The organism is Agrobacterium sp. MS2 (assembly GCF_003261015.1).
Lineage (GTDB): Bacteria > Pseudomonadota > Alphaproteobacteria > Rhizobiales > Rhizobiaceae > Agrobacterium > Agrobacterium pusense.
In genome coordinates this window covers 295,110-317,993 of sequence record NZ_QLNF01000084.1, presented here as the reverse complement: position 1 = coordinate 317,993, position 22,884 = coordinate 295,110, and the positions used below count along the sequence as shown (strand labels likewise).

Below are 22,884 nucleotides of genomic sequence, written 5' to 3'. Positions count from 1 at the left end.
GCCGAGATCGCGGCAAGGTCAATTGCAAAACCGGGCCTGAAACGCTAGATACCCCGCAATTCCACAGGATTTGTCAGATGGCCGAAACACTTGCCGAGGCGGTCTCCCGCCGCCGCACCTTTGCTATTATCGCGCACCCGGACGCGGGTAAAACCACGCTCACCGAAAAGCTGCTGCTGTTCGGCGGAGCGATCCAGCTTGCCGGTGAGGTGAAGGCGAAAAAGGACCGCATCCAGACCCGTTCGGACTGGATGAAGATCGAGCGCGAGCGCGGCATTTCGGTCGTCACCTCGGTCATGACTTTCGAATATAACGACCGCGTCTTCAACATCCTCGATACGCCCGGCCACGAAGATTTCGCCGACGATACCTATCGTACGCTGACGGCCGTGGATGCGGCGATCATGGTCATCGACGCCGCCAAGGGTATCGAGCCGCGCACGCTGAAGCTGTTCGAAGTCTGCCGCATGCGCGATATTCCGATCATCACCTTCATCAACAAGATGGACCGCGAAAGCCGCGACCCCTTCGAGATACTGGACGAGGTGGAGGAGAAGCTGGCGCTCGATACGGCGCCGATCACCTGGCCGGTGGGCCGCGCCAAAACCTTCTGCGGCGCCTATCATCTTGCCGACAGCACGTTCCGCGGCGTCGACACGCAGGTGGAGGCCATGAAGGTTAACGGTCCGCAGGCGGTGGCGGATCGACTGCCGGAAAATGAGCGCGATGCTTTCATCGAAGAAACGGAACTGGCGATGGAAGCCTGCCGTCCCTTCGATCGGCAGGCTTTCCTCGAAGGTCATATGACGCCGGTCTTCTTCGGTTCGGCGCTGCGCAATTTCGGTGTGCGTGACCTTATCAATGCGCTCGGTGATTTCGCACCGCCGCCGCGCGATCAGGTGGCGGATACCCGCACCGTGCATGCGGCCGAAGACAAAATGACTGCCTTCGTCTTCAAGATTCAGGCCAATATGGACCCGAACCACCGCGACCGTATCGCCTTTGCCCGCATCTGCTCCGGCAAGCTTGAGCGCGGCATGAAGGCGCGCCTGTCACGCACCGGCAAGCAGATGGGGCTCACCGCGCCGCAATTCTTCTTCGCCTCGCAACGCCAGCTGGCCGACACAGCCTTTGCAGGTGATGTGGTCGGCATTCCGAACCACGGTACGCTCCGCATCGGCGATACGCTGACCGAGGGTGAAAACCTCGTGTTCCAGGGTGTGCCGAACTTCTCGCCGGAAATCCTGCGCCGTGTGCGTCTGGAAGATGCGATGAAGGCGAAGAAGCTGAAGGAAGCCCTGCAGCAAATGGCCGAAGAGGGCGTCGTGCAGCTCTTTTCGCCGGAAGACGGCTCGCCAGCCATCGTCGGCGTCGTCGGTGCGCTGCAGCTTGACGTGTTGAAGGAACGGCTGATGGGCGAATATGGCCTGCCGGTTTCCTTCGAAATGTCGCGCTTCTCGGTCTGCCGCTGGATTTCGTCCGATCAGCCGGCAGAAATGGACAAGTTCCTCAACGTCAAGCGTGGCGATATCGCCCGCGACCTGGATGGCGATCCGGTATTTCTGGCGCAGGATGCCTTTTCGCTGCGTTATGAATCCGAGCGTTTCCCCGCTATCAAGATGGTTGCGATCAAGGAATATCACGTCGCCAAGGCGGCGTGATATCGGCCGGGTTGCACTTTGCATGCCAAGGGCCGAGCGTTTTCAGGAAAAATGCGCAAGCGTCTTTCCGTCCAGAAATGCGGAAAACAAAGAGCTAGAGCATTGAAGGTGATTACGTTTTCACCGAAAATGCTCTAGTTTCCCGCTGAAACGGGAAACTGGTCCGGCATCATGACGCTTTCAGACAAACATATTCTCCTCATCATTTCAGGCGGCATCGCAGCCTATAAGAGCCTTGACCTCATCCGCCGTCTGAAAGAGCGCGGCGCAAAGGTTACGCCTGTCATGACGAAAGGCGCGCAGGAATTTATCACCCCGCTCGCCGTTGGTGCATTGTCCGCCACCCATGTTTTCACGGAGCTTTTTTCACGGCAGGACGAGCAGGATGTCGGTCATATCAGGCTGGCGCGCGATTGCGATCTCGTGCTGGTGGCGCCCGCCACCGCCGATCTCATGGCGAAGATGGCACATGGTTTGGCCGATGATCTAGCTTCGGCGGTCCTTCTTGCGACCGACCGCAAGGTGCTGGTTGCGCCGGCGATGAACCCAAAAATGTGGTCGGCAAAGCCAACAATGCGCAATGTCGATACGCTGAAGAAAGATGGTGTGTTTTTCGTCGGACCAATGGCCGGCGAGATGGCTGAGAAGGGGGAGGCAGGTCTCGGCCGAATGGCGGAGCCTTTACAGATCATCCAAGCCGTTGAAGCGCTGCTGGATGGGGGGACGATGCCCCTGAAGGGCAAGACGGCGATCGTGACCTCCGGCCCTACGCATGAGCCGATCGATCCCGTGCGCTACATCGCCAACCGTTCATCGGGCAAGCAGGGCCATGCGATTGCAGCGGCTCTCGCGGAACTCGGTGCAGACGTAACGCTGGTTTCCGGGCCGGTGACCATTGCTGATCCCGCCGGTGTGACGGTAATCCATATCGAGCGCGCCGAAGAAATGCGGGACGCGGTGATCTCAAGGCTGCCGGCGGATATCGCCGTCATGGTTGCCGCCGTCGCCGATTGGCGGGTGGCGGGTTCATCAGAACAAAAGATCAAGAAACAGCCAGGTGATGCGCCGCCGGCGCTCCAGCTGACAGAAAATCCCGATATTCTCAAAACCGTCGGCCACCATGAAAACCGTCCGAAGCTAGTGGTGGGCTTCGCTGCCGAAACGCAGGACGTGGAAAAAAACGGTCGCGCCAAACTGGAACGCAAGGGCGCGGATTACATCGTCGCCAACGACGTCTCGGCGCAAACCGGAATCATGGGTGGAGACCGCAACAGCGTGAAAATCATTTCGGCTGAGGGTGTTGAGGCATGGCCGGATCTCGATAAGGCCGAAGTGGCAAAACGTCTGGCAGCCTTTGTCGCGGAGAAACTCACATGACCATCTTTGATCGCAAGACATTCGACAGGATGCTTGGCGAATGGCCGGGCGTGCGTTTCGTCGATCAATGGGATTCGCATGTTGCCAAGGTGGGCGACAAGGTCTTTGCCGTGCTGGGCGAACGGGAAGACTGGCGGCTGGTGGTGAAATGCTCGGAGGAGAGCTTTGAAATCCTCACTGCGCTCGACGGTATCGCCCAGGCGCCGTATTTTGCCAAACGCAAATGGATATCGATTGCCGATCATTCTCCGCTCGAACGGGAAGAAGTGGAGCACTATGTGCGCCGCTCCTATGAGCTTGTGGCAGCCGGCCTGACAAAAAAACTGCGGGGCGAGCTGGGCATCGTGATCGATCCCGCACCCGCCCTATAATTCCCGCTTCAATTGACCTTTTTGTCCTTGCCGATGATCTGGCGGACGCCTTCTTTGGTGAAGGGCTGCACGAGCTGTGGCAAAAACCCCTTGGCGATCTCACCCTTGATGCCGATATCAGTTGATGAGGGTCGGTTAGGGTTATGGTAGGAGCCAAAGAGAATATCGAAGATGACGAGGTTTTCGCCGTAATTGGTATTGCCTTCCGGAAGCTGTTTTGAATGGTGCCAACGATGTAGGCGCGGCGTGCTGAAGACATAGTCGAGCACACCCGTTTTCATGTCGACATTGCAATGGGTCAAGATTCCGATGAATGCGGTCACAGCACCCAGCCACCAGAACACCTGCAGCGGCGCCCCCATGAAATAAAGCGGAATCTGGCTGAGCGCGATCTTGAACAGGGAATCGGCCACATGGAACCGCCCGGTATTGACGACCCATAGCCGTACGACGCTGTGATGCAGGGCATGGAACCGCCAGAAAAAAACGGTTTCATGCGCGATGCGATGGGCCCAGTAGAGACCGAATTCGGCAATCGTTACCGCAAGCGAGACCTGCACCACCAGTGGCAGATGCGATGGCCACAGGTCAAAGCGCATTGCCGCGAGCGGCTGGAGCACGTTCGCGGCCAGCATCGGGAAGATGGCCGATGCTGCGGCGGCAAGTTGCACCAGCCCCTTGGTCAAAAGCGTGTGGCCGATGCTCGTCATTGTCTCGCCATCCCCTTCGAGCCATTCGACTTCATAGGGAATATAGCGTTCGAGAAGAAAGAGAGTGATAACCGCGCAGGCATAAACACTGAGAAACGCCGCGATCGGATGGCTGCTCGAGAAGGCGAAATATGACCCCACGAGGCCGCCAACAAAGACGAGTGGCCAGGAGGAATAGGAGAGGGTCTGTTTCAGTATCTGCGCTTTTGCCATCACAATCAAATCCCGACCGGCATCATCCGTCTCTAATACCCGCGCACTATCGCGGCTTCAAAGCAGCCCTTACCCGCACAACTGCCTGACCCGAAGAAAGGCGAAGTCTTTATTACCTCGAGACGTTACACAAACATGGCACGAAAACGTGCCGAGATGTTCAGCTTACCTTGATGGCAATAAAGACAAGCGTCAGCGCAATAACCCACAGCGCTATCCGCCCCCATCTGGTATGGCGCGCTTCTGCCCTGCCGATGGCTTCTGCGGTCTGGGCGTCGAAACGCAAGCCGTGCTCGCTCATATACATCAGTTCGGAATGCAGCTTCTCCGTCTTGGCGGCGATCTCCGGCGCTGCCTCGGCGAGCTTCAGGGCGGCCTTCACGCCGTCTTTTAGATCGGTTACGATACGTTTCGGGCCAAGATTGTCCCTTATCCAGCCACTGACAACAGGGTCAGCCGCCTTCCACATGTTGAAGCGCGGATTGAGCATACGCGACACGCCTTCAACCACCACCATGGTCTTTTGCAGCATCACGAGTTCCGGCCGGGTTTCCATGTCGAAAAGCTCAGTGACTTCAAAGAGAAGGGTCAGGAGCTTGCCCATGGAGATCGTCTCGGCCGGCTGGCCGTGAATTGGCTCGCCGATGGCGCGGATCGCCTGCGCGAAACTCGCTATGTCGTGATGGCCCGGCACGTAACCGGCCTCGAAATGTACTTCCGCCACCCGCATGTAATCGCGCGTGATGAAGCCGTAGAGGATTTCGGCGAGAAACCGCCGCTCCTTTTTCCCGAGCCGTCCGGCGATGCCCATATCGACCGCGACTATCATGCCCTGCGGATCGACGAAAAGATTGCCGGGATGCATGTCGGCATGGAAAAAACCGTCGCGCAGGGTGTGCCGCAGGAAGGACTGAATCAGTGTGTCGGCGAGCTTGTTCAGGTTGTGACCGGCGGCCTTCAGGCCTTCAATGTCCGACATCTTGACGCCGTCGATCCACTCCATGGTGACGACGTCACGACCGGTGCGTTCCCAGTCGACTTCGGGAACACGAAAACCGGGATCTTGCCTGGTGTTTTCCGCAAGCTCGGAAAGGGCGGCGGCCTCAAGCCGCAGATCCATCTCGATCTTGGTGGTCTGCTCCAGCGTGCGCGTCACTTCGACTGGGCGCAGACGACGGGCCGAGCGGACAAAGCGCTGTTGCAGGTCGGCGATCAGATACATCGCTTCGAGATCGTTCTGGAAGCGTTGTCGCACGCCGGGACGGATCACCTTCACGGCAACCTTGCGTGGCCCCTTTGGCGTATCCACAATCGCCGGATGGACCTGGGCGATGGAGGCGGCGGCGATCGGGTCGCCAAATTCCCTGTAGAGTTCCGAAACCGGCCGTCCGAGCGATCCCTCGATATTCGCTTTGGCGGCTGCGGCTGGGAAAAAGGCCATGCGGTCCTGAAGGCTTGCGAGATCGTCCGCGAACTCCGCGCCCACCACATCCGGACGGGTGGCCAGAAACTGACCCATCTTCACATAGGACGGTCCAAGCCGCTCGACGGCCACCGCCAGCCGATCGCTACGCTGCGCTCTTTTCGCCTTGCTACGGGCGAATGGCTTCAGCAGGGCTTTTAACACCTGCGCGGGCGCAGGAAGATCATCGGACGGCAGGGCCAGGACGACGCCTTCGCGCACGAGAACCCAGCCTACCCTTGCGAGGCGGAAATATGCGCCCAAAGTGCTCATGCTTATGCTTGTCTCCTGCCTGTGCCGGCCATGGTCTTAGAGCTTCCAGCCGGAATGCAGGGCGGCGATGCCGCCGGTGTAATTGGTATAGGTCACGCGGGAGAAGCCGGCGGTGCGGATCATCGTCGCAAAATCCTCCTGATTGGGGAATTTACGGATCGATTCGACCAGATACTGATAGGGTTCAGCGTCGCCGGTGATCATCTTGCCGAATTGCGGAATGGCATTGAACGACCACGCGTCGTAGACGCGATCAAGCAGCGGCATCTCAACTTCGGAAAACTCCAGCACCAGAAGCCGCCCGCCGCGCTTCAGCACACGGTGCGCTTCCTTCAGCGCAACGTCGATGCGCGGAACATTGCGAATGCCAAAGGCGATCGTATAGGCGTCGAAGCTGTTCGCCTCAAAAGGTAGTTCCTCGGCATTGGCCTCCACGAAGGTCAAATTGTCCGAAAGCTTCTTTTTCGCCGCGCGCTCTTCGCCGACGGCAAGCATCGAGCCATTGATATCGAGAACGGTGGCATGCGCCAGACGGTTGGAAGCTTCGACGATCCTGAAGGCAATATCCCCGGTACCACCAGCCACGTCCAGAACCTTGTAGGAGGGATCCTTGCGCGGCGAAAGCGAGGACACCATGGCGTCCTTCCACAGCCGGTGCAGGCCGGCCGACATCACGTCATTCATGATATCGTAGCGCTTGGCCACCTTGTGGAAGACCTCGTTGACCATCCCCTGCTTCTGGCCTTCGTCCACCTTGTGGAAGCCATAGGACGTTTCCATGCCGCCTTGGGCGGTGGTACGGGCGTCGGTCATCGTCTGTCTCCATATTTATTGCGTGGCGGACCATAGCGGAAACGCCATGGCGACGCTATCTGTTGCCGCATCGCCTGGGCGCGACATTTCGCGTGCACTTTATAGACCACATGGTCCTAACGAAAAACTGCCGGATAAGCCAGATGCCAGAATTGCCAGAAGTCGAAACCGTCAGACGCGGCCTTGCTCCCGCCATGGAAGGGGCAAGGGTTCGCAAGCTCCATCTCGGCCGCCCCGACCTGCGGTTTCCGTTTCCAGAGGATTTCGCGGAGCTTATCGAGGGGAAGACAATCATCTCGCTCGGAAGGCGGGCAAAATATCTTCTGATCGAGCTGGAGGACGGGCTGACAATCGTGTCCCATCTCGGCATGTCCGGCTCTTTCCGCGTGGAAGCGGAAGCCGATGCAGAAGGCAGCATACCCGGCGTGTTCCACCATCCCCGCTCGAAGGACGGCAAGCACGACCACGTCGTCTTTCATCTGGATAAAGGCGAAGAGCGCATCTGCGTTATCTATAATGATCCGCGTCGCTTCGGCTTCATGCATCTGGTGGAGCGCAGCAAGCTCGATCTTTATCCCGCCTTTGCGGAACTTGGTCCGGAGCCAACAGGCAATACGCTGAGCGCGGATTATCTCGCGAGCCGGTTCGACGGTAAAAGCCAACCGCTGAAAAGCACGCTGCTGGACCAGAAGGTTATTGCCGGCCTCGGCAATATCTATGTCTGCGAGGCGCTGTGGCGCGCCCATCTTTCCCCCCTGCGTGCCGCCGGAACGCTGGTAACGAAAGGTGGCAAGCCCACAGCGAAGCTTGTCGATCTCACGGAGAAAATCCGCGATGTCATCGCCGATGCCATCGCCGCCGGGGGCTCATCATTGCGCGACCATATACAGACGGACGGAACGCTTGGTTATTTCCAGCATTCCTTTTCGGTCTACGATCAGGAGGGGCAGCCTTGCCGTACCCCCGGCTGCAGGGGTACGGTTGAAAGGGTGGTGCAGGCTGGCCGCTCCACCTTTTATTGCGCCGCCTGCCAGAAATGAACGAACGACGGAGAAGGGGAGACTGCCGTGGATTATGAAACGATATTGGTCGAAAAGCGCGACGAGGTAGGGGTCATCACGCTCAATCGTCCAAAGGCGCTAAACGCTCTCAATTCCGTGCTTCTGAAAGAGCTGCGACACATCCTGTCTTCATTTTCCGTAGACGATTCCATCGGTGCGGTCGTTATCACTGGCTCTGAGAAGGCATTTGCGGCGGGTGCCGATATCAAGGAAATGCAGGGGCTGGATTTCGTCGATGCCTATGTCGGCGATTTTCTTGGCGGCTGGGACGAGGTTGCGGCCACCCGCAAACCCGTCATCGCCGCCGTTTCCGGCTTTGCCCTCGGGGGCGGGTGCGAACTCGCCATGATGTGCGACTTCATCATAGCATCCGATACGGCAAAGTTCGGCCAGCCTGAGATCACGCTGGGTGTCATTCCAGGCATGGGCGGCTCCCAGCGGCTGACGCGTGCGGTGGGCAAGGCAAAGGCGATGGACCTCGTTCTGACTGGCCGCATGATGGATGCGGCGGAAGCCGAGCGCGCCGGTCTCGTATCGAGAATCGTACCGGCCGCGAACCTGATGGACGAGGCGGTGGAGGCCGCCACCCGCATCGCGTCGCTGTCGCGTGCCTCCGTGCTCATGGCCAAGGAAAGTGTCAATCGTTCCTTCGAAGTGCCGCTTTCGGAAGGTCTGAGATATGAAAGACGGTCCTTTCAGTCGCTTTTCGCCACGGCAGATCAGAAGGAGGGCATGGCGGCCTTCGTCGAAAAGCGCAAACCTGCTTTCCGGAATCGCTAAGGATTCGGAATATCGGCGCTTTTAAGCGTTTTGCGCGTTGACGGGCGTAAGCTTTAGCGGTATATGCCCGCCCACGGTTAAGGAAAGCCATCCGGCTTGTCCGAAATTACTCCCGCATTCTTGGGTTACGTGAGGTCTTCGAAAGACCCGATCCTCTGGTTGCGGAATTTGGTTTGAATTCGAAGAGAGGCATACATGGCCAATACAACTTCGGCGAAAAAGGCGACCCGCAAGATCGCTCGCCGTACCGCAGTCAACAAGGCTCGCCGTTCGCGCGTTCGCGGCTTCATCCGCAAGGTCGAGGAAGCAATCGCTACCGGTGATCTCGCTGTCGCTACCGAAGCTTTGAAGGCAGCTCAGCCCGAGATCCAGCGCGCCGCTACGAAGGGCGTTCTGCATGGCAACACGGCATCCCGTAAGGTGTCGCGTCTTGCACAGCGCGTGAAGGCTCTTTCCGCCTAATCCGGCTAATTACAAATAATTATTCAAAAAGCCTGGTCTTTGACCGGGCTTTTTCTGATTCTAACCGCCTGTTAATCATTCCTCCCGTAACGTGACAAATGCGTGTCAACTGAACGACAGGAAAAACTAAGCAAAAACAATTACTTGCTGGAGGTCTTCTCCAAAATGGGAAGCTTGCTCTACGGAAGTCGGGGCAAGTTTTGAGTCAAGAAGATTTTTATTTTTTTGCCAAAACAGGCTCTCAAAAAACGCCAAAATTGAATCTCATTGATTCATAAGCGATTCTGCTTTGAACCTTGACGGTGATGCAAAACGGCCTTTGCGAGTCAATGGCCGATCTACGTTTTTGCAGAAAAAACGCCATTGATCTCTCTCCACGATCCTGCCTAAATGCATTCCAACAAGGGGTGCGGATCTCAGTCCACAGATTATCTCGATGTTCGTATCGACGATATTCACCTTCTTGCTGACGGGTCTTTCGAGGTCCGTTTTTTCAGGTCATGGAGCTTTTTGTACCGTTTCGGTCTCGGAACGGGCGGGAGCTTTTTGTCCTCAAAAATGCGCCTTAAGGTTGTGGCGAAAGGAGCGTTTTGAGCGTGTCGCAGGCCTCTCCATGAGGGAGAGGGAAATGGGAAACCGGCTCGCAAACGAGAATAGTCTTTGACGTTCTTTCGAGGGGAACGCTGAGGGCGGGAATAAACGAGGGGGATCTCTGGCGATCTATTTTGGTCGTCAGGCTATGATTGGCAATTTGAAAGGCGGCAATATGCAATTGAATTTGGCGATGGGTGCGGTGGCTGATGGGGACCGCGCACCAAAGGCATGTGATGCAGCTTGCTCAGAGGCGGCAGGGGACAAATCGGCAATGAAGCATGATGCGCTGTTTGAACGTTTTAGCGCGCGGCTCAAGGCACAGGTTGGTCCGGAAGTCTATGCGAGCTGGTTTGCACGGCTGAAACTCCATTCCGTTTCGAAAAGCGTCGTTCGTTTTACCGTTCCGACGACCTTTCTGAAGTCCTGGATCAATAACCGTTATATGGACCTGATCACCAGCCTCGTGCAGAGCGAGGATCCGGATGTGCTGAAGGTGGAGATTCTGGTCCGCTCGGCCAGCCGCCCGGTGCGCCCGGCCCAGGCTGAGGAACGGACACAGCCCGCTCAGGAAATCGGGGCGGTTCAGCGCAACAAGCCTTTTGTCCCGCAGCAGCCCGCGGCGGCGCCTTCTGCGCAGCCCGTGGCCGCGCAGGCAACCCTGCGTCAGGGCGGCTCCGGTCCGCTGTTCGGGTCACCGCTAGATACCCGTTTCACCTTCGAGACGTTTGTAGAAGGTTCCTCCAACCGTGTTGCGCTTGCAGCCGCAAAGACGATCGCAGAAGCCGGCGCCGGCGCTGTGCGTTTTAATCCGCTGTTCATCCATGCGGGTGTGGGCCTCGGCAAGACACATCTTCTGCAGGCTATCGCGAATGCGGCCATCGACAGCCCGCGCAATCCGCGCGTGGTTTATCTGACGGCCGAATATTTCATGTGGCGTTTCGCAACCGCGATCCGTGACAATGACGCTCTGACGCTGAAGGATACGCTACGCAATATCGATCTGCTCGTCATCGATGACATGCAGTTTCTGCAGGGCAAGATGATCCAGCACGAATTCTGCCACCTGCTGAACATGCTGCTCGACAGCGCCAAGCAGGTCGTGGTTGCGGCTGACCGCGCTCCATGGGAACTGGAATCGCTCGATCCGCGCGTGCGCTCCCGCCTTCAGGGCGGCATGGCCATCGAGATCGAAGGGCCCGATTACGACATGCGTTATGAAATGCTCAACCGCCGCCTCGGTTCGGCCCGTCAGGAAGATCCTTCCTTTGATATTTCGGACGAAATCCTGACCCATGTCGCCAAAAGCGTTACGGCGAGCGGTCGCGAACTTGAGGGTGCGTTCAACCAGCTGATGTTCCGGCGCTCTTTCGAACCGAATCTGTCGGTCGACCGGGTCGATGAACTACTGTCGCATCTCGTCGGCACGGGCGAGGCCAAGCGCGTGCGTATTGAGGATATTCAGCGGATCGTCGCCAAGCATTACAACGTGTCGCGGCAGGAACTGGTGTCCAACCGCCGCACCCGAGTCATCGTCAAGCCACGCCAGATCGCCATGTATCTGGCGAAGATGCTGACGCCGCGGTCTTTCCCGGAGATCGGCCGCCGTTTTGGCGGACGTGACCATACCACGGTTCTGCATGCGGTGCGCAAGATCGAGGAGCTGATCTCCGGCGATACCAAGCTCGGTCATGAGGTCGAACTGCTGAAGCGCCTGATCAACGAAAACAACGCATGAAAAAAGCGGCCTCCGGGCCGCTTTTTTATTCTCTTCTTGTTTGATGACTAAAGCCGATGCGCGGGTGTCAGCAGGCGAGGTCGGCGACGACGGCGTCCAGAATGAGCATGCCCGATGGGGTGCAGCGCAGCCGGGAGTTTCCGAGCCGCTCCACAAAGCCGTGCTGGAGAAGAAACTCTTCCTTTTCCGGGTCGAGGTCGCGTCCGGAAAGATCACTCCAGCGGGCGAGATCGATGCCTTCCCGCAGGCGAAGGCCCATCAGCAGCAATTCGTCGGCCTGTTCATCGACGCCGAGGAGTTCCTGATCGATCATGCCGTGGCCTTCCCGCTCAACGGTTTCCAGCCAGGTCTCAGGGTGGCGTTCGGTCGCCGTTGCGAGCTTGGAGGAGCCGCGCGTCAGGCGCCCATGCGCGCCAGGACCGATGCCCGCGTAATCGCCATAACGCCAATAGGTGAGGTTGTGGCGACTTTCAGCACCGGGCCGGGCATGGTTGGAAACCTCGTAGGCCGGCATGCCGTAACGCTCGGTGATTTCCTGAGTGGCTTCATAAAGCACGGCCGAATGCTCGCCATCTGGCACGATGAGTTTGCCGGCCTTGTGCAGGCCGTAGAAGGGCGTGCCTTCTTCTATCGTCAGCTGATAGAGCGACAGATGGTCAACGGCATAGGAGACTGCTTCCTTCAGCTCGGCGTCCCATTCGGCCACCGTCTGGTTCGGGCGGGCATAGATCAGGTCGAAGGACATACGCGGGAAAATCTCACGCGCCAGCCTGATGGCTTTCAGGGCGTCAGCGACATCATGCAGCCGTCCGAGGAATTTCAGGTCGCGGTCATTCAGCGCCTGCACACCGAGAGAGACGCGGTTGACGCCCGCCGCCCGGTAACCGCGAAACCGCTCTGCCTCGACGCTCGAAGGATTGGCTTCCATGGTGATCTCGATGCCATCCGGCACATGCCAGAAGCGCGAGACGCCATCAAGAAGTGCTGCGACTGTCTGCGGGTCCATCAGCGATGGCGTGCCGCCGCCCATGAAGATGCTGGTGACGACGCGCGGGCCGCTCAGCGACCGCATATGTTCCATTTCACGCAGGAAGGCAGCCGTAAACCGCTCCTGATCCACCGGCCGGTGGCGGACATGGCTGTTGAAATCGCAATAGGGGCATTTGGCCGCGCAGAAGGGCCAATGCAGATAAATCCCGAAACCGGGATCGCCCGTATCCGGCAGAAGCGATGCGCCGGGGGCAGAAAGTTGATGCTCCCCGACCATCGGGTTCATGCCTCCAGGCAGGTTTCTACGAATTTTTTAAACGCACGGGCACGGTGCGATAGCGCAAAGCTGTCGCCATGTTTCCAGCCGTGTTTTTCGTCCGCGGTCATCTCACCGAATGTGGTGTCGTAACCCTCGGGTTTGAAGATCGGATCATAGCCAAATCCGCTCGTTCCGCGCGGTGGCCAGACGACAGTGCCTTCCACCTCGCCACGGAAATACTCGACATGACCGTCGGGCCAGGCCAGGCACAGCACGCTGACAAAGCGGGCCGTGCGATCTTCCGGTTTCGATGCGCCGTGCTCGGCCAGCGCATCTTCAACTTTCCGCATCGCCATGGCGAAGTCGCGTGTGCCGTCGGCCGTCTCCGCCCAATTGGCGGTGTAGACACCGGGCGCACCGTCAAGCGCGTCGATAACCAGACCGGAATCGTCGGACAAAGCCGGAAGACCGGATGCCTTCGCAGAGGCAAGCGCCTTGATGGCGGCATTTTCTTCGAAGGTCGTACCTGTCTCGTCCGGCTCTTCGAAGTTGAGCTCAGCCGCCGACTTGGCGGAAAAGCCGAAAGGGCCGATGAGATCGGCAATTTCGGCAATCTTGCCTTTGTTGTGGCTGGCGACGACGATGGTTCTGGTATCGAGCTTGCGCATCACGCTTTCCTGTCGGCTCAGGCGATAGCCTGCTTCTGAAGGGCGACCAATTCGCTGCAGCCGGCTTTGGCCAGGCCGAGCAGCGTCAGGAATTCTTCTTCGGAGAAGGGCGCGCCTTCAGCAGTACCCTGAACCTCGACGATGCCGCCCGAGCCGGTGATGACGAAATTCGCGTCGGTCTCGGCGGAGGAATCTTCCAGATAGTCGAGATCGATAACCGGCTGGTTGGCGAAGATACCGCAGGAGATCGCCGCGATATGATCCTTCAGGACTTTCTCGACCTTGATCATGTTGCGGGTTTCCATCCACTTCAGGCAATCGTGCAGCGCGATCCACGCGCCGGTAATGGAGGCGGTGCGGGTACCGCCATCGGCCTGGATGACGTCGCAGTCGATGCTGATTTGGCGTTCGCCGAGCGCCTGCAGGTCAACGACGGCGCGCAGCGAGCGGCCGATGAGGCGCTGGATTTCCTGCGTACGGCCGCCCTGCTTGCCGGAAGCAGCTTCGCGCTTCATGCGTTCATGGGTGGAGCGCGGCAGCATGCCATATTCTGCGGTAACCCAGCCCTTGCCGCTGTTGCGCAGCCACGGCGGCGTCTTTTCTTCGAGGCTTGCGGTGACGAGCACATGCGTGTCGCCGAATTTCACGAGACAGGAGCCTTCGGCATGTTTCGAGAAATTGCGCTCGAAGGAAACCTTGCGCATCTGGTCGGTTTTTCTGCCTGAAGGCCGCATATGATCCACTCTCCATGTTGGTCCCTGCCTTCTAAGGCGAGGTCCTGGCTTTTGCAAAGCCAATTTCCATTTTGCCGCGGCCGCGCGACGCATTATATTGATGGCAGACAGGATATGGACGACAAAGAACGGACGAATGGGCTTTTCTGCACCGCTTTCAAAAGATCAGGCATCGCTTCTCGATGAACGGTCGCGGGAAATTTTCCGGCGCATCGTCGAAGGTTATCTCGATACCGGCGAACCGTTGGGCTCACGCAGCCTGTCGCGGCTGCTGCCGATGTCGCTTTCACCGGCCTCCGTACGGAACGTCATGAGCGATCTGGAGGAACTGGGCCTCATCTATTCCCCTCACATCAGCGCTGGGCGCCTTCCCACCCAGACCGGGTTGCGCTTTTTCGTTGATGCCTTCATGCAGGTAGGCGATCTGCCCGCGGAGGAACGCGCAAGCATCGATCGCCAGATCGGGCCGGTCGCCGGTCACGAGCAATCGCTGGAAGGGCTGCTGACGGAAGCGAGCCGCATGTTGTCCGGGATGTCGCGGGGCGCAGGCCTGGTGCTGACGGCCAAGAACGATGTGGTGCTCAAGCATGTCGAATTCATCAGGCTCGAACCGACCAAGGCGCTCGCCGTGCTGGTGGGTGATCATAATCAGGTCGAAAATCGCATCATAGAGTTACCGACTGGCATTTCTTCGTCACAGTTGACCGAGGCTGCGAATTTCATCAATGCCCATCTGTCCGGCCAGACGCTGCAGGAATTGCGCGGCCAGTTCCAGAAGCAGCAGGCGGAGCTGCAATCCGAACTCGGCACGCTGGCACAGGATCTCATCGAACGCGGTCTGGCTGTCTGGGCGGGCGATAGCGAGGACGGCAAGCTTGGTCGTCTCATCGTTCGCGGACGGTCCAACCTGCTGGAGGGACTGGCCGGCGAGGAAGACATCGATCGTGTTCGCCTGCTCTTTGACGATCTGGAGCGTAAGGAAAACCTCATTGAAATCCTCAACCTCGCGGAAAGTGGGTCGGGAGTGAGGATTTTTATCGGTTCGGAAAACAAGCTCTTTTCGCTTTCGGGTTCCTCGCTCATCGTCGCGCCGTATCGTGACGAGGACAATCGTGTCGTTGGTGCGGTCGGCGTCATCGGGCCCACCAGGCTGAATTATGCCCGTATCGTGCCCATGGTGGATTACACCGCGCAGATCATGGCCCGCCTTTCCCGCAAACAGAGATAGACAAGCCGGCAAGGAAGGAGAATGCGGCAAGCTTTTCGCCGCAAGCCTTGATTTTTGCCCGCCAAAGCTCGATATCGGGCGCAACCAACAATATTCAAATCTGGAGAACGTCATGACCGACGATACAAAAAAGCCCGGACCTGACGCGGACGTCGCGGAAGAGTTTGTCGATCCTGCTCAGGCAGGTGAAGAACAGGCTGAAACGGCGGAGCCTGATCCGGTCGAAGTGCTCAAGGCGGAAAATGCCGACCTGCGCGACAAGTTCCTGCGCCTTGCCGCGGAAATGGACAATCTTCGTCGTCGCACAGAACGCGACGTAAAAGATGCCAAGACCTATTCCATGGCCGCTTTTGCCCGCGACATGCTGGCGGTTTCAGACAATCTTCGCCGCGCTCTCGAGGCCATTCCCGCTGAGCTCAAGACCAATGGCGAAGCCGGTCTGAATGGCTTGATTGAAGGTGTCGAAATGACCGAGCGCTCGATGCTGTCGACGCTGGAACGCCATGGCGTGAAGAAGATCGATGCCGAAGGCCAGAAGTTCGACCCGAATTTCCATCAGGCCATGTTTGAAATTCCCAACACGACGGTTCCCAACAATACCGTATTGCAGGTAATTCAGGCCGGTTTCACCATTGGCGACCGCGTTCTGCGCCCCGCCATGGTCGGTGTCTCCAAGGGCGGCCCGAAGGCGGAAACCGCTGCCTCGGCTGAACCGGGCACTGCGTCGGTCAATGAAAAAGACGCTTGAGGCCATCTGTGCCGATTTAACGAAAAACGCGCCTTCAGGGCGCGTTTTTTATTGCCATTAACTGGGAAAGGAAGGCCTGCCGTCAGGCAGCCGTTGCCTGTTCCTGATTAAGGAAGGCGTAGATCGCCGTATCGGAATCTGTAGCACGCAGCTTGGCCACCAGTTCAGGGTCGCGCAGGGCACGCGCAATGCGTGAAAGTGCCTTCAGATGGTCGGCGCCGGCACCTTCTGGCGCCAGCAGCAGGAAAACCAGATCAACAGGCTGATCGTCCAGCGCTTCGAAATCGACCGGCGTTTCAAGACGTGCGAAAACACCGGTGATCTGCTGGATGCTGTTGAGCTTGCCATGGGGAATGGCAATGCCGTGCCCCACACCGGTGGAACCGAGCTTTTCACGCTGGAGGATGACGTCGAACACTTCCCGTTCCGAGACTCCGGTAATTCTGGCTGCCTTTGCGGCCAGCTCCTGAAGCAGCTGCTTTTTGGAATTCACCTTGAGGGCGGGAATAATCGCATCTTGTTGCAGCAAATCTGCCAACGCCATTCTCTTTTTCCTTCATGCCATCGAGACGAGGCGGAAGGCAGATGCACTTTCGCGTCCTGCCTTCCACGTCTTGTCAGACTGTTCAGCTCTTGATCGTTTCCGCGTCGATCCAGCCAATATTGCCGTCGTGACGCCGGTAGACGATGTTGAGATATTCCTTGCCCGGGCTGCGGAACAGCAGAACCGGTTCGTCGGTCATGTCGAGCGCCATCACGGCACTGGCAACAGACATGGTCTTAATCTGTTTCGAACTCTCGGCCACAATGGTGGGTGCGTAATCTTCGGGGACCTCGTGGTCCTCATCGGGAATAGCATCCATCACCGTATAGGCGATTTCCTGCGACACGCCGTTCGCACCATTGTGATGGTCCTTGAGCTTGCGCTTGTAGCGACGCAGGCGCTTTTCGATCCGCTCGGCGGCGGCATCGAAGCTCGCTTGCGGATCATTCGCCTGACCCGCCGCATGCAATACAACGCCCGTATCGAGATGCAGCTTGCAATCGGCCGCAAAACGCGATCCGGACTTCTCTACGGTCACTTGGCCTGAATACCCCCCATCGAAGTATTTGGTAACCGCCAGACCTATATTGTCCTCAATCCGCTGACGGAAAGATTCACCGATCTCCATATGTTTACCAGATACACGCACACTCATGGAAATTTTCCTTTTTGTAGTGATTTGCGAGTACCAGCTTACGTCAAGCCGCGCGCGCATCCAAGCGTTTCGAAGACCTTAAAAAGCCCTCATTCGAATTTTACGCCCATGGACGGTGGAGATGAATCCGTTACAAATGACCTTGCTTACGTGTGCGGCGGGCTTCTAGCCCTTGCCGCGACAAGAGTCAATGGTGCGGCAAAAAACCGCCATAAACGTGATCGGGTTCATCGCTCAGAAGGCGGACAACCTGGCAAGAGCCTTCTTTTCCCGGCGTCTCTGCACGGAGGAGGGGATGTTCATCGCCTCCCGATATTTGGCGACGGTGCGGCGGGCGAGATCGATACCGTTCTTCTTTAGATTGTCTACGATATCGTCGTCGGAAAGCACCGCATCAGCCGCTTCCTGCGCAATCATGGCCTTGATGCGGTGACGAACTGCTTCCGCTGAATGGCTGTCACCGCCTTCCACAGCGCTGATCGATACGCTGAAGAAATATTTGAGCTCGAACAGCCCGCGTGGCGTCAGCATGTATTTCTTTGATGTCACACGGCTGACGGTGGATTCGTGCATCTTGATGGCGTCCGCAACCGTCTTCAGGTTCAGCGGCCGCAGGTGATCCACGCCATTGAGGAGAAAGGCATCCTGCTGACGCACGATCTCCGTCGCAACCTTCATGATCGTCCGGGCGCGCTGGTCGAGGCTGCGGGTCAGCCAATGGGCGGTCTGCATGCATTCAGCCAGAAAGTCCTGGTCCTCTCCTGCGCGAGCCTTGTGTTTCGAGACTTCGGCGAAATAGCTCTGGTTGATGAGCACGCGTGGCAGGGTCTCAGGATTGATTTCCACCAGCCAGCCGCCGGAAGAGGAGGGGCGAACGATGATATCGGGAACGATGGTCTCCGAAACCGCTGAATCGTAGCCTGCACCGGGGCGTGGATTGAGCGTGCGGATTTCCGCCAGCATGTCGAGCAGATCTTCTTCATCGACCCCGCAGAGTTTCTTTAAGGAGGCGAAATCCCGTTTCGCCAGAAGCTCGAGATTGTCGATGAAAGCCCGCATGGCCGGGTCGAGCCGGTCCTTCTGCGCGAGCTGGATCGCCAGACACTCGCTCAGTGAACGTGAAAATACGCCCGGAGGATCGAAGCCCTGGAGTGTCTTCAGAACCCGCTCGACAGTCGAAGGAGCCGCTCCCAGCCGCTCGGCGACCTCGTCGACAGCGTCTGCGGCGATATAGCCGGTCTCATCGAGTTGGCCGATAAGCACATCGGCGATCATCCTGTCTTCGGGGGAAGAGATGGAGAGCGGCAATTGCTGACTGAGATGGTCGCCCAGGCTCTGTTTTGCAGCGACGAAGTCATCGAGATCGTAACTTTCGCCGGATTCCTGGCCCGGCATCGATTTCCACTGGCTCGCCAGTTCGGGCGCATCGGCCTTTCTCGGCTCGCCATCGTCGGGAAAGACGTTTTCGAAGCTCGTGTCGAGTTGATCGCCAAGATTGGCGGCGCGATCCCCGTACCAGTCTTCACTATCCGCGGTCACGCTGGGGGATTTTCCCGCGCCGTCACCATCGCTGTCGCCGAAATTGTCGGCTTCCGCCGGCATTTCATTGCTCAAATCGCCATCGTTTGCCGCAATTTCCAGCAGCGGATTACGTTCCACCTCCTGCGCGATAAACTGCGTCAACTCGAAATGCGTCATCTGAAGCAGCTGGATGGACTGCATCAGTTGCGGTGTCATCACGAGAGACTGGTTTTGACGCAGCAAAAGGCTGGCAGACAATGCCATGGCGAACGCGAAACTCCCTTTACAGCTTCTCCGTCGCCAGATTTTCCAGAAATTTTACCGAGACGACAGAACTTGGCCCAAAAATTGCTTTTTTATTTTGTTTGGTCAAGCGTCAGGGCAGGGCGCGACGAAGAATCTTTCGCGCCCTACAGCTTAAAGGCTGAAATTATTGCCGAGATAGAGGCGACGCACATCCGGATTGTTGACGATATCGTCGGGACGTCCATGCGTCAGCACCTCGCCTGCATGGATGATGTAAGCGCGGTCGATGAGGCCAAGCGTTTCTCGGACATTATGATCAGTGACGAGAACACCGATGCCGCGCGCTGTCAGATGCCTTACCAGATTCTGGATGTCGCTGACCGAAATCGGATCGACGCCTGCGAAGGGCTCGTCGAGCAGCATGAAGGTCGGATCTGTCGCAAGCGCGCGTGCGATTTCCAGACGGCGGCGCTCGCCACCCGAAAGCGCCACGGCGGGCGACTTCCGCAGCTGCGCGATATGGAATTCTTCCAGCAGCTCATCGAGCTTGCGGTTGCGCTTGGCTGCGTCCGGCTCGTGCACTTCCAGTACGGCGCGGATGTTCTCCTCCACGGTCAACCCGCGGAAGATCGAGGCTTCCTGCGGCAGGTAACCGACGCCGAGACGGGCGCGCCGATACATCGGCATGGTGGTCACATCATTGCCGTTGATGGCGATCTTGCCGGTATCGACTGGAACCAGGCCCGTGATCATATAAAAACAGGTGGTTTTGCCGGCGCCGTTCGGCCCGAGCAGGCCCACAGCCTCGCCGCGACGAACGACCAGCGAAACACCGTTGACCACGCGACGCGTATTATAGGTCTTGGTCAAACCATGCGCGATCAGCGTGCCCTGATAGGGGGTCTTGTCCGCCGGTGAGGCGGAGTCCGCGGATCGGTGGCGCCCGCCGCCGAATATTTTTGAGATCGAGGGTATCTTCACGAGGAAAGACTACTGTTTCTTCTGCGATTTCGGATCGAGCATGATCCGGACAGGACCGCCGCAGCTTTCGAGCTTGGCCTGTCCCGTATTCATCAGAACAGTGAGCTTGCAGCCGGTGAAGACATTGGTGCCTTCGGACAGCACGACCTGCTTGCCCGTCAGAATGAAGGTCTGCGCCGCCATGTCGAATTCGCCGTGATCAGCCGTGGCCTTCTGGGTCTCGGACGTCAGATAGACATTATTGTCCACGAAGATTTTTTCGATGTTGGCGTCGCCACTGGTGAGCGAAGAACCCTCGCCCTTGTAATTCACCGTCATCTTGCCGGCCTGCAGGGTGGTCGTTCCCTGCACAACCTTCACGTTGCCGGTAAAATATGCCTTACGCTCCTGATCGCGAATCTCGAGCTGGTCACTTTCAATCGCAATCGGCTGATCGCCGGAAAGCTTGACACCCTGCATGTTGCTGGTGGTGTTCTGGGCGAAAGCCACAGTTGCAAGACACGAAAAAACAAGACCTGCGGCTGTTAAGCCTGCGGATTTGCCAAGGAAAACGGGACGGGAAATTTGCATCATCTGGACCGGGCTCTCACTTGCCTTCATTTTTGATATTGGATGCAGCGATACGTGCCCGTACCTGCCCCGAAAATGTAATTGTCTTGCCATTATCGGCGATGTCAATCGATTGCGCAACAATCGAGCCGTCGTTTGTTTTGATTGAAACCGGCTGCTGGCTGCTCATTTTCCCGGCCTTCAGATCGACTTCCGCAGACTGGAATTTCGCTTGTATGCCATTGCTGAGATTGATGTCAAAAGGGGCGGTCATCTTTAGTTTGTTCGTGGCGCGGTCGAAAATGCCTTCCTGGGCGATCACCTGCGCGACACTGTCGTTTACCGGAACCGCCGCCAGAACCTTTTCGAGCGTCATCAGATTGGGGTTGGCGATGTCCTGCAACGCGCGGTCGGCGTTCATGGAGTAATCGATTCCCTTCTCGTTGCGGCCCGCAACGGCAGGTTTTTCCATCACGATCTTGCCGTCTTCTATCCTCGCGCTTTCGAGGGAGACTTCTTCAGGCGCCCAGGTTCGGATAACCGAGACAGCGATGAAGGCAAGCGAAACGATTGCCGCCGCGAGCGGCAGAATGATTTTCAGCCGTTTCACACGCGCTGAATGCCGGAGCGCACGCCCGTAAGCGCCGTTCTGGTCATTGGGCAGCGGAAATGCTGGCGCGGGTTCGCGGAGTCTTTCGAGCATAAGAGCGGGTCCGGAATGCTTCTCGGCGCCTTTCAGGCGCACAATTGAAGCTTGTGTCTCTATCTAAATGTCTTTGGCACGAGTGCTTTGTCCTGCCAATATGGTTTTTGTCTGGAAAGGTGCAAGGGAAATGCGAATTTTATCGTAATTCTGGTTTCCTTATTGTTTCCTTGCGGCTTCGCGTTAGAAGAACCATATGGCCTGAAGCGCAAGAGCGGATGACAGAGGTTTTTATGGACAATATGGCGATAGCGGATCGCAGGCGGTTGCGCCGCAAGCTGACTTTCTGGCGGATTGCCGCCGTTCTTCTGCTCGTTGCCGGTTTCTTCGGCCTCTACCGTCTTTTCTGGGATGGACCGCAGCAGAGTGCGAAGCCCCATATTGCCCGCGTCGAGGTCTCTGGCCTGATCACCGACAATACCGAACTTCTCGAGCGGCTCGACAGGATCGCCAAGAGCGACAATGTCAAAGGACTGATCGTGTCGATTTCTTCGCCAGGCGGCACCACCTATGGCGGTGAGCGCATCTTTAAGGCCATTCGAGGGGTCGCAGAAAAGAAGCCGGTCGTTTCGGATGTGCGCACGCTCGCTGCCTCCGCAGGTTACATGATCGCATCGGCGGGCGATGTCATCGTTGCCGGCGAAACCTCGATCACCGGTTCGATCGGCGTGATCTTCCAATATCCCCAACTTGGCCAGTTGATGGACAAGCTCGGCGTCTCGTTGCAGGAAATCAAGTCGTCGCCGATGAAGGCGGAGCCTTCACCGTTCCACGAGGCGCCGGAAGAAGCAAAGACGATGATCCGCGCCATGGTGATGGACAGCTATGGCTGGTTTGTGGACCTTGTGGCAGATCGCCGCAAACTGCCACGCGAGGATGTGCTGAAACTGGCTGATGGATCGATCTATACCGGCCGTCAGGCTCTTGCCAACAGGCTGGTCGACACGCTCGGCGGCGAAAAGGAAATTCGCACCTATTTCGAAACCCGCGGTGTGGCAAAGGATTTGCCGATTGTCGAATGGCGTGCGCCGTCCTCCAATTCGCCTTTCGCGCTTTTCAGTGTTGCGCAAATAGCGAAGTTTCTGGGATATGACGATTTAATTCCCTTCGCAGGGCCTGGCCAGCTCGGTACGGACAAGTTGTTTCTTGACGGTCTTGTTTCCGTTTGGCAGGTTGAGCCGCGTTAAAAATCCAATTCTTTCAGGGGGGCAACCGTGATCAAATCTGAACTGGTGCAGATCGTTGCTGCGCGTAACCCGCACCTTTATCACCGTGACGTGGAAAACATCGTCAATGCGGTGCTGGATGAAATCACCGACGCTCTGGCGGCAGGAAATCGTGTTGAGCTCCGCGGTTTTGGCGCGTTTTCGGTGAAAAACCGTCCGTCGCGCTCGGGCCGGAACCCGCGCACGGGTGAGTCGGTTTTCGTCGAGGAAAAATGGGTGCCTTTCTTCAAGACGGGCAAGGAACTGCGCGAGCGCCTGAACCCCGGCATGGGTGACGAAGAGGACGATTGATCGTCCTCACTGCCCGCGCCGGAAACGGA

General features: G+C 57.8%; 23 protein-coding genes. 11 read left to right on the top strand and 12 right to left on the bottom strand.

Going from position 1 to position 22,884, the window contains the following annotated elements; all coding sequences use genetic code 11:
• Positions 1-77 precede the first annotated feature (77 nt).
• The 3 genes from DOU54_RS21655 to DOU54_RS21645 all read left to right on the top strand — a co-directional run bounded on the left by DOU54_RS21655 (position 78) and on the right by DOU54_RS21645 (position 3,409).
• Entirely contained in the window at positions 78-1,661 is a 1,584-nt protein-coding gene (locus tag DOU54_RS21655) for a peptide chain release factor 3 (RefSeq protein ID WP_022555492.1), read from the top strand.
• Between the two features lie 171 nt (positions 1,662-1,832).
• Positions 1,833-3,038, top strand: coding sequence for a bifunctional phosphopantothenoylcysteine decarboxylase/phosphopantothenate--cysteine ligase CoaBC (gene coaBC / locus DOU54_RS21650; protein WP_113380884.1), 1,206 nt, complete (start codon positions 1,833-1,835; stop codon positions 3,036-3,038).
• Positions 3,035-3,409 (top strand): MmcQ/YjbR family DNA-binding protein, encoded by a 375-nt coding sequence (locus tag DOU54_RS21645; protein WP_113380885.1) that lies wholly within the window; start codon positions 3,035-3,037, stop codon positions 3,407-3,409. The genes coaBC and DOU54_RS21645 overlap by 4 nt, the downstream gene beginning before the upstream one ends.
• 8 nt (positions 3,410-3,417) lie before the next feature.
• Here DOU54_RS21645 and olsE read toward each other — a convergent pair whose 3' ends face one another.
• From olsE to ubiE, 3 genes are all read right to left on the bottom strand, one after another.
• Positions 3,418-4,332, bottom strand: coding sequence for an ornithine lipid hydroxylase OlsE (olsE, locus tag DOU54_RS21640; RefSeq protein WP_112766085.1), 915 nt, complete (start codon positions 4,330-4,332; stop codon positions 3,418-3,420).
• A 160-nt stretch (positions 4,333-4,492) separates the two neighbouring features.
• The gene (ubiB, locus tag DOU54_RS21635) at positions 4,493-6,067 is read right to left on the bottom strand and encodes a 2-polyprenylphenol 6-hydroxylase (RefSeq protein WP_113380886.1); all 1,575 of its coding nucleotides are present in this window, start codon (positions 6,065-6,067) and stop codon (positions 4,493-4,495) included.
• A 36-nt stretch (positions 6,068-6,103) separates the two neighbouring features.
• Positions 6,104-6,880, bottom strand: coding sequence for a bifunctional demethylmenaquinone methyltransferase/2-methoxy-6-polyprenyl-1,4-benzoquinol methylase UbiE (ubiE, locus tag DOU54_RS21630; RefSeq protein WP_045532977.1), 777 nt, complete (start codon positions 6,878-6,880; stop codon positions 6,104-6,106).
• 143 nt (positions 6,881-7,023) lie between these two features.
• On the opposite strand from ubiE, the gene mutM reads away from it, so the two are divergent.
• The 4 genes from mutM to dnaA all read left to right on the top strand — a co-directional run bounded on the left by mutM (position 7,024) and on the right by dnaA (position 11,512).
• The gene (gene mutM, locus DOU54_RS21625; RefSeq protein WP_045532975.1) at positions 7,024-7,920 is read left to right on the top strand and encodes a bifunctional DNA-formamidopyrimidine glycosylase/DNA-(apurinic or apyrimidinic site) lyase; all 897 of its coding nucleotides are present in this window, start codon (positions 7,024-7,026) and stop codon (positions 7,918-7,920) included.
• Between the two features lie 27 nt (positions 7,921-7,947).
• On the top strand, positions 7,948-8,721 hold the full coding sequence (locus tag DOU54_RS21620; RefSeq protein WP_004439522.1) for an enoyl-CoA hydratase: 774 nt from the start codon (positions 7,948-7,950) through the stop codon (positions 8,719-8,721).
• A 195-nt stretch (positions 8,722-8,916) separates the two neighbouring features.
• Complete coding sequence (gene rpsT, locus DOU54_RS21615) at positions 8,917-9,183, top strand: 30S ribosomal protein S20 (protein ID WP_004439523.1); 267 nt, start codon at positions 8,917-8,919, stop codon at positions 9,181-9,183.
• 865 nt (positions 9,184-10,048) lie between these two features.
• Positions 10,049-11,512, top strand: coding sequence for a chromosomal replication initiator protein DnaA (gene dnaA / locus DOU54_RS21610; RefSeq protein WP_006699682.1), 1,464 nt, complete (start codon positions 10,049-10,051; stop codon positions 11,510-11,512).
• 67 nt (positions 11,513-11,579) lie between these two features.
• Here dnaA and hemW read toward each other — a convergent pair whose 3' ends face one another.
• Genes hemW through rph form a run of 3 tightly spaced genes read right to left on the bottom strand, consistent with a single transcriptional unit; the run spans position 11,580 to position 14,163 of the window.
• On the bottom strand, positions 11,580-12,779 hold the full coding sequence (gene hemW, locus DOU54_RS21605; RefSeq protein ID WP_035206815.1) for a radical SAM family heme chaperone HemW: 1,200 nt from the start codon (positions 12,777-12,779) through the stop codon (positions 11,580-11,582).
• Positions 12,780-12,784: 5 nt separating this feature from the next.
• Positions 12,785-13,429 carry an RdgB/HAM1 family non-canonical purine NTP pyrophosphatase gene (rdgB, locus tag DOU54_RS21600; RefSeq protein WP_004439530.1) on the bottom strand — a complete coding sequence of 215 codons (645 nt, stop codon included), beginning with the start codon at positions 13,427-13,429 and terminating at the stop codon, positions 12,785-12,787.
• Positions 13,430-13,446: 17 nt separating this feature from the next.
• Entirely contained in the window at positions 13,447-14,163 is a 717-nt protein-coding gene (gene rph, locus DOU54_RS21595) for a ribonuclease PH (RefSeq protein ID WP_003503798.1), read from the bottom strand.
• A gap of 136 nt (positions 14,164-14,299) precedes the next feature.
• Here rph and hrcA point away from each other — a divergent pair, with 136 nt between their 5' ends.
• Entirely contained in the window at positions 14,300-15,391 is a 1,092-nt protein-coding gene (gene hrcA / locus DOU54_RS21590) for a heat-inducible transcriptional repressor HrcA (protein WP_022555500.1), read from the top strand.
• A gap of 112 nt (positions 15,392-15,503) precedes the next feature.
• Complete coding sequence (gene grpE / locus DOU54_RS21585) at positions 15,504-16,139, top strand: nucleotide exchange factor GrpE (protein WP_004439535.1); 636 nt, start codon at positions 15,504-15,506, stop codon at positions 16,137-16,139.
• Positions 16,140-16,221: 82 nt separating this feature from the next.
• On the opposite strand, the gene ptsN is transcribed toward grpE, so the two are convergent.
• From ptsN to lptC, 6 genes are all read right to left on the bottom strand, one after another.
• On the bottom strand, positions 16,222-16,683 hold the full coding sequence (ptsN, locus tag DOU54_RS21580) for a PTS IIA-like nitrogen regulatory protein PtsN (RefSeq protein ID WP_004439537.1): 462 nt from the start codon (positions 16,681-16,683) through the stop codon (positions 16,222-16,224).
• Between the two features lie 82 nt (positions 16,684-16,765).
• The gene (hpf, locus tag DOU54_RS21575) at positions 16,766-17,338 is read right to left on the bottom strand and encodes a ribosome hibernation-promoting factor, HPF/YfiA family (protein ID WP_003520085.1); all 573 of its coding nucleotides are present in this window, start codon (positions 17,336-17,338) and stop codon (positions 16,766-16,768) included.
• A gap of 234 nt (positions 17,339-17,572) precedes the next feature.
• A complete protein-coding gene (gene rpoN, locus DOU54_RS21570) occupies positions 17,573-19,123 on the bottom strand; it encodes an RNA polymerase factor sigma-54 (protein WP_113380887.1) in 1,551 nt (516 codons plus the stop codon).
• A gap of 153 nt (positions 19,124-19,276) precedes the next feature.
• On the bottom strand, positions 19,277-20,086 hold the full coding sequence (lptB, locus tag DOU54_RS21565) for an LPS export ABC transporter ATP-binding protein (protein ID WP_006698893.1): 810 nt from the start codon (positions 20,084-20,086) through the stop codon (positions 19,277-19,279).
• Positions 20,087-20,095: 9 nt separating this feature from the next.
• Positions 20,096-20,659, bottom strand: a complete 564-nt coding sequence (locus tag DOU54_RS21560; protein WP_004439544.1) for an LptA/OstA family protein — start codon at positions 20,657-20,659, stop codon at positions 20,096-20,098.
• 13 nt (positions 20,660-20,672) lie between these two features.
• Positions 20,673-21,338, bottom strand: a complete 666-nt coding sequence (gene lptC, locus DOU54_RS21555; RefSeq protein WP_035206688.1) for an LPS export ABC transporter periplasmic protein LptC — start codon at positions 21,336-21,338, stop codon at positions 20,673-20,675.
• Positions 21,339-21,571: 233 nt separating this feature from the next.
• Here lptC and sppA point away from each other — a divergent pair, with 233 nt between their 5' ends.
• The gene (gene sppA, locus DOU54_RS21550; protein WP_004439548.1) at positions 21,572-22,525 is read left to right on the top strand and encodes a signal peptide peptidase SppA; all 954 of its coding nucleotides are present in this window, start codon (positions 21,572-21,574) and stop codon (positions 22,523-22,525) included.
• 27 nt (positions 22,526-22,552) lie between these two features.
• Positions 22,553-22,855: an integration host factor subunit beta gene (locus DOU54_RS21545; RefSeq protein ID WP_003493505.1), complete on the top strand. Its 303-nt coding sequence runs from the start codon at positions 22,553-22,555 to the stop codon at positions 22,853-22,855.
• Positions 22,856-22,884: the final 29 nt, after the last annotated feature.

Coding starts and splice junctions, on each gene's coding strand:
- hpf (WP_003520085.1), bottom strand. CDS start 17,338: ATGAGTGTGCGTGTATCTGGTAAACATATGGAGATCGGTGAATCTTTC.
- rpsT (WP_004439523.1), top strand. CDS start 8,917: ATGGCCAATACAACTTCGGCGAAAAAGGCGACCCGCAAGATCGCTCGC.
- ubiB (WP_113380886.1), bottom strand. CDS start 6,067: ATGAGCACTTTGGGCGCATATTTCCGCCTCGCAAGGGTAGGCTGGGTT.
- mutM (WP_045532975.1), top strand. CDS start 7,024: ATGCCAGAATTGCCAGAAGTCGAAACCGTCAGACGCGGCCTTGCTCCC.
- hemW (WP_035206815.1), bottom strand. CDS start 12,779: ATGGTCGGGGAGCATCAACTTTCTGCCCCCGGCGCATCGCTTCTGCCG.
- DOU54_RS21645 (WP_113380885.1), top strand. CDS start 3,035: ATGACCATCTTTGATCGCAAGACATTCGACAGGATGCTTGGCGAATGG.
- DOU54_RS21655 (WP_022555492.1), top strand. CDS start 78: ATGGCCGAAACACTTGCCGAGGCGGTCTCCCGCCGCCGCACCTTTGCT.
- dnaA (WP_006699682.1), top strand. CDS start 10,049: ATGAAGCATGATGCGCTGTTTGAACGTTTTAGCGCGCGGCTCAAGGCA.
- grpE (WP_004439535.1), top strand. CDS start 15,504: ATGACCGACGATACAAAAAAGCCCGGACCTGACGCGGACGTCGCGGAA.
- rph (WP_003503798.1), bottom strand. CDS start 14,163: ATGCGGCCTTCAGGCAGAAAAACCGACCAGATGCGCAAGGTTTCCTTC.
- hrcA (WP_022555500.1), top strand. CDS start 14,300: ATGGGCTTTTCTGCACCGCTTTCAAAAGATCAGGCATCGCTTCTCGAT.
- olsE (WP_112766085.1), bottom strand. CDS start 4,332: ATGGCAAAAGCGCAGATACTGAAACAGACCCTCTCCTATTCCTCCTGG.
- coaBC (WP_113380884.1), top strand. CDS start 1,833: ATGACGCTTTCAGACAAACATATTCTCCTCATCATTTCAGGCGGCATC.
- rpoN (WP_113380887.1), bottom strand. CDS start 19,123: ATGGCATTGTCTGCCAGCCTTTTGCTGCGTCAAAACCAGTCTCTCGTG.
- DOU54_RS21560 (WP_004439544.1), bottom strand. CDS start 20,659: ATGATGCAAATTTCCCGTCCCGTTTTCCTTGGCAAATCCGCAGGCTTA.
- sppA (WP_004439548.1), top strand. CDS start 21,572: ATGGACAATATGGCGATAGCGGATCGCAGGCGGTTGCGCCGCAAGCTG.
- ubiE (WP_045532977.1), bottom strand. CDS start 6,880: ATGACCGACGCCCGTACCACCGCCCAAGGCGGCATGGAAACGTCCTAT.
- lptC (WP_035206688.1), bottom strand. CDS start 21,338: ATGCTCGAAAGACTCCGCGAACCCGCGCCAGCATTTCCGCTGCCCAAT.
- ptsN (WP_004439537.1), bottom strand. CDS start 16,683: ATGGCGTTGGCAGATTTGCTGCAACAAGATGCGATTATTCCCGCCCTC.
- rdgB (WP_004439530.1), bottom strand. CDS start 13,429: ATGCGCAAGCTCGATACCAGAACCATCGTCGTCGCCAGCCACAACAAA.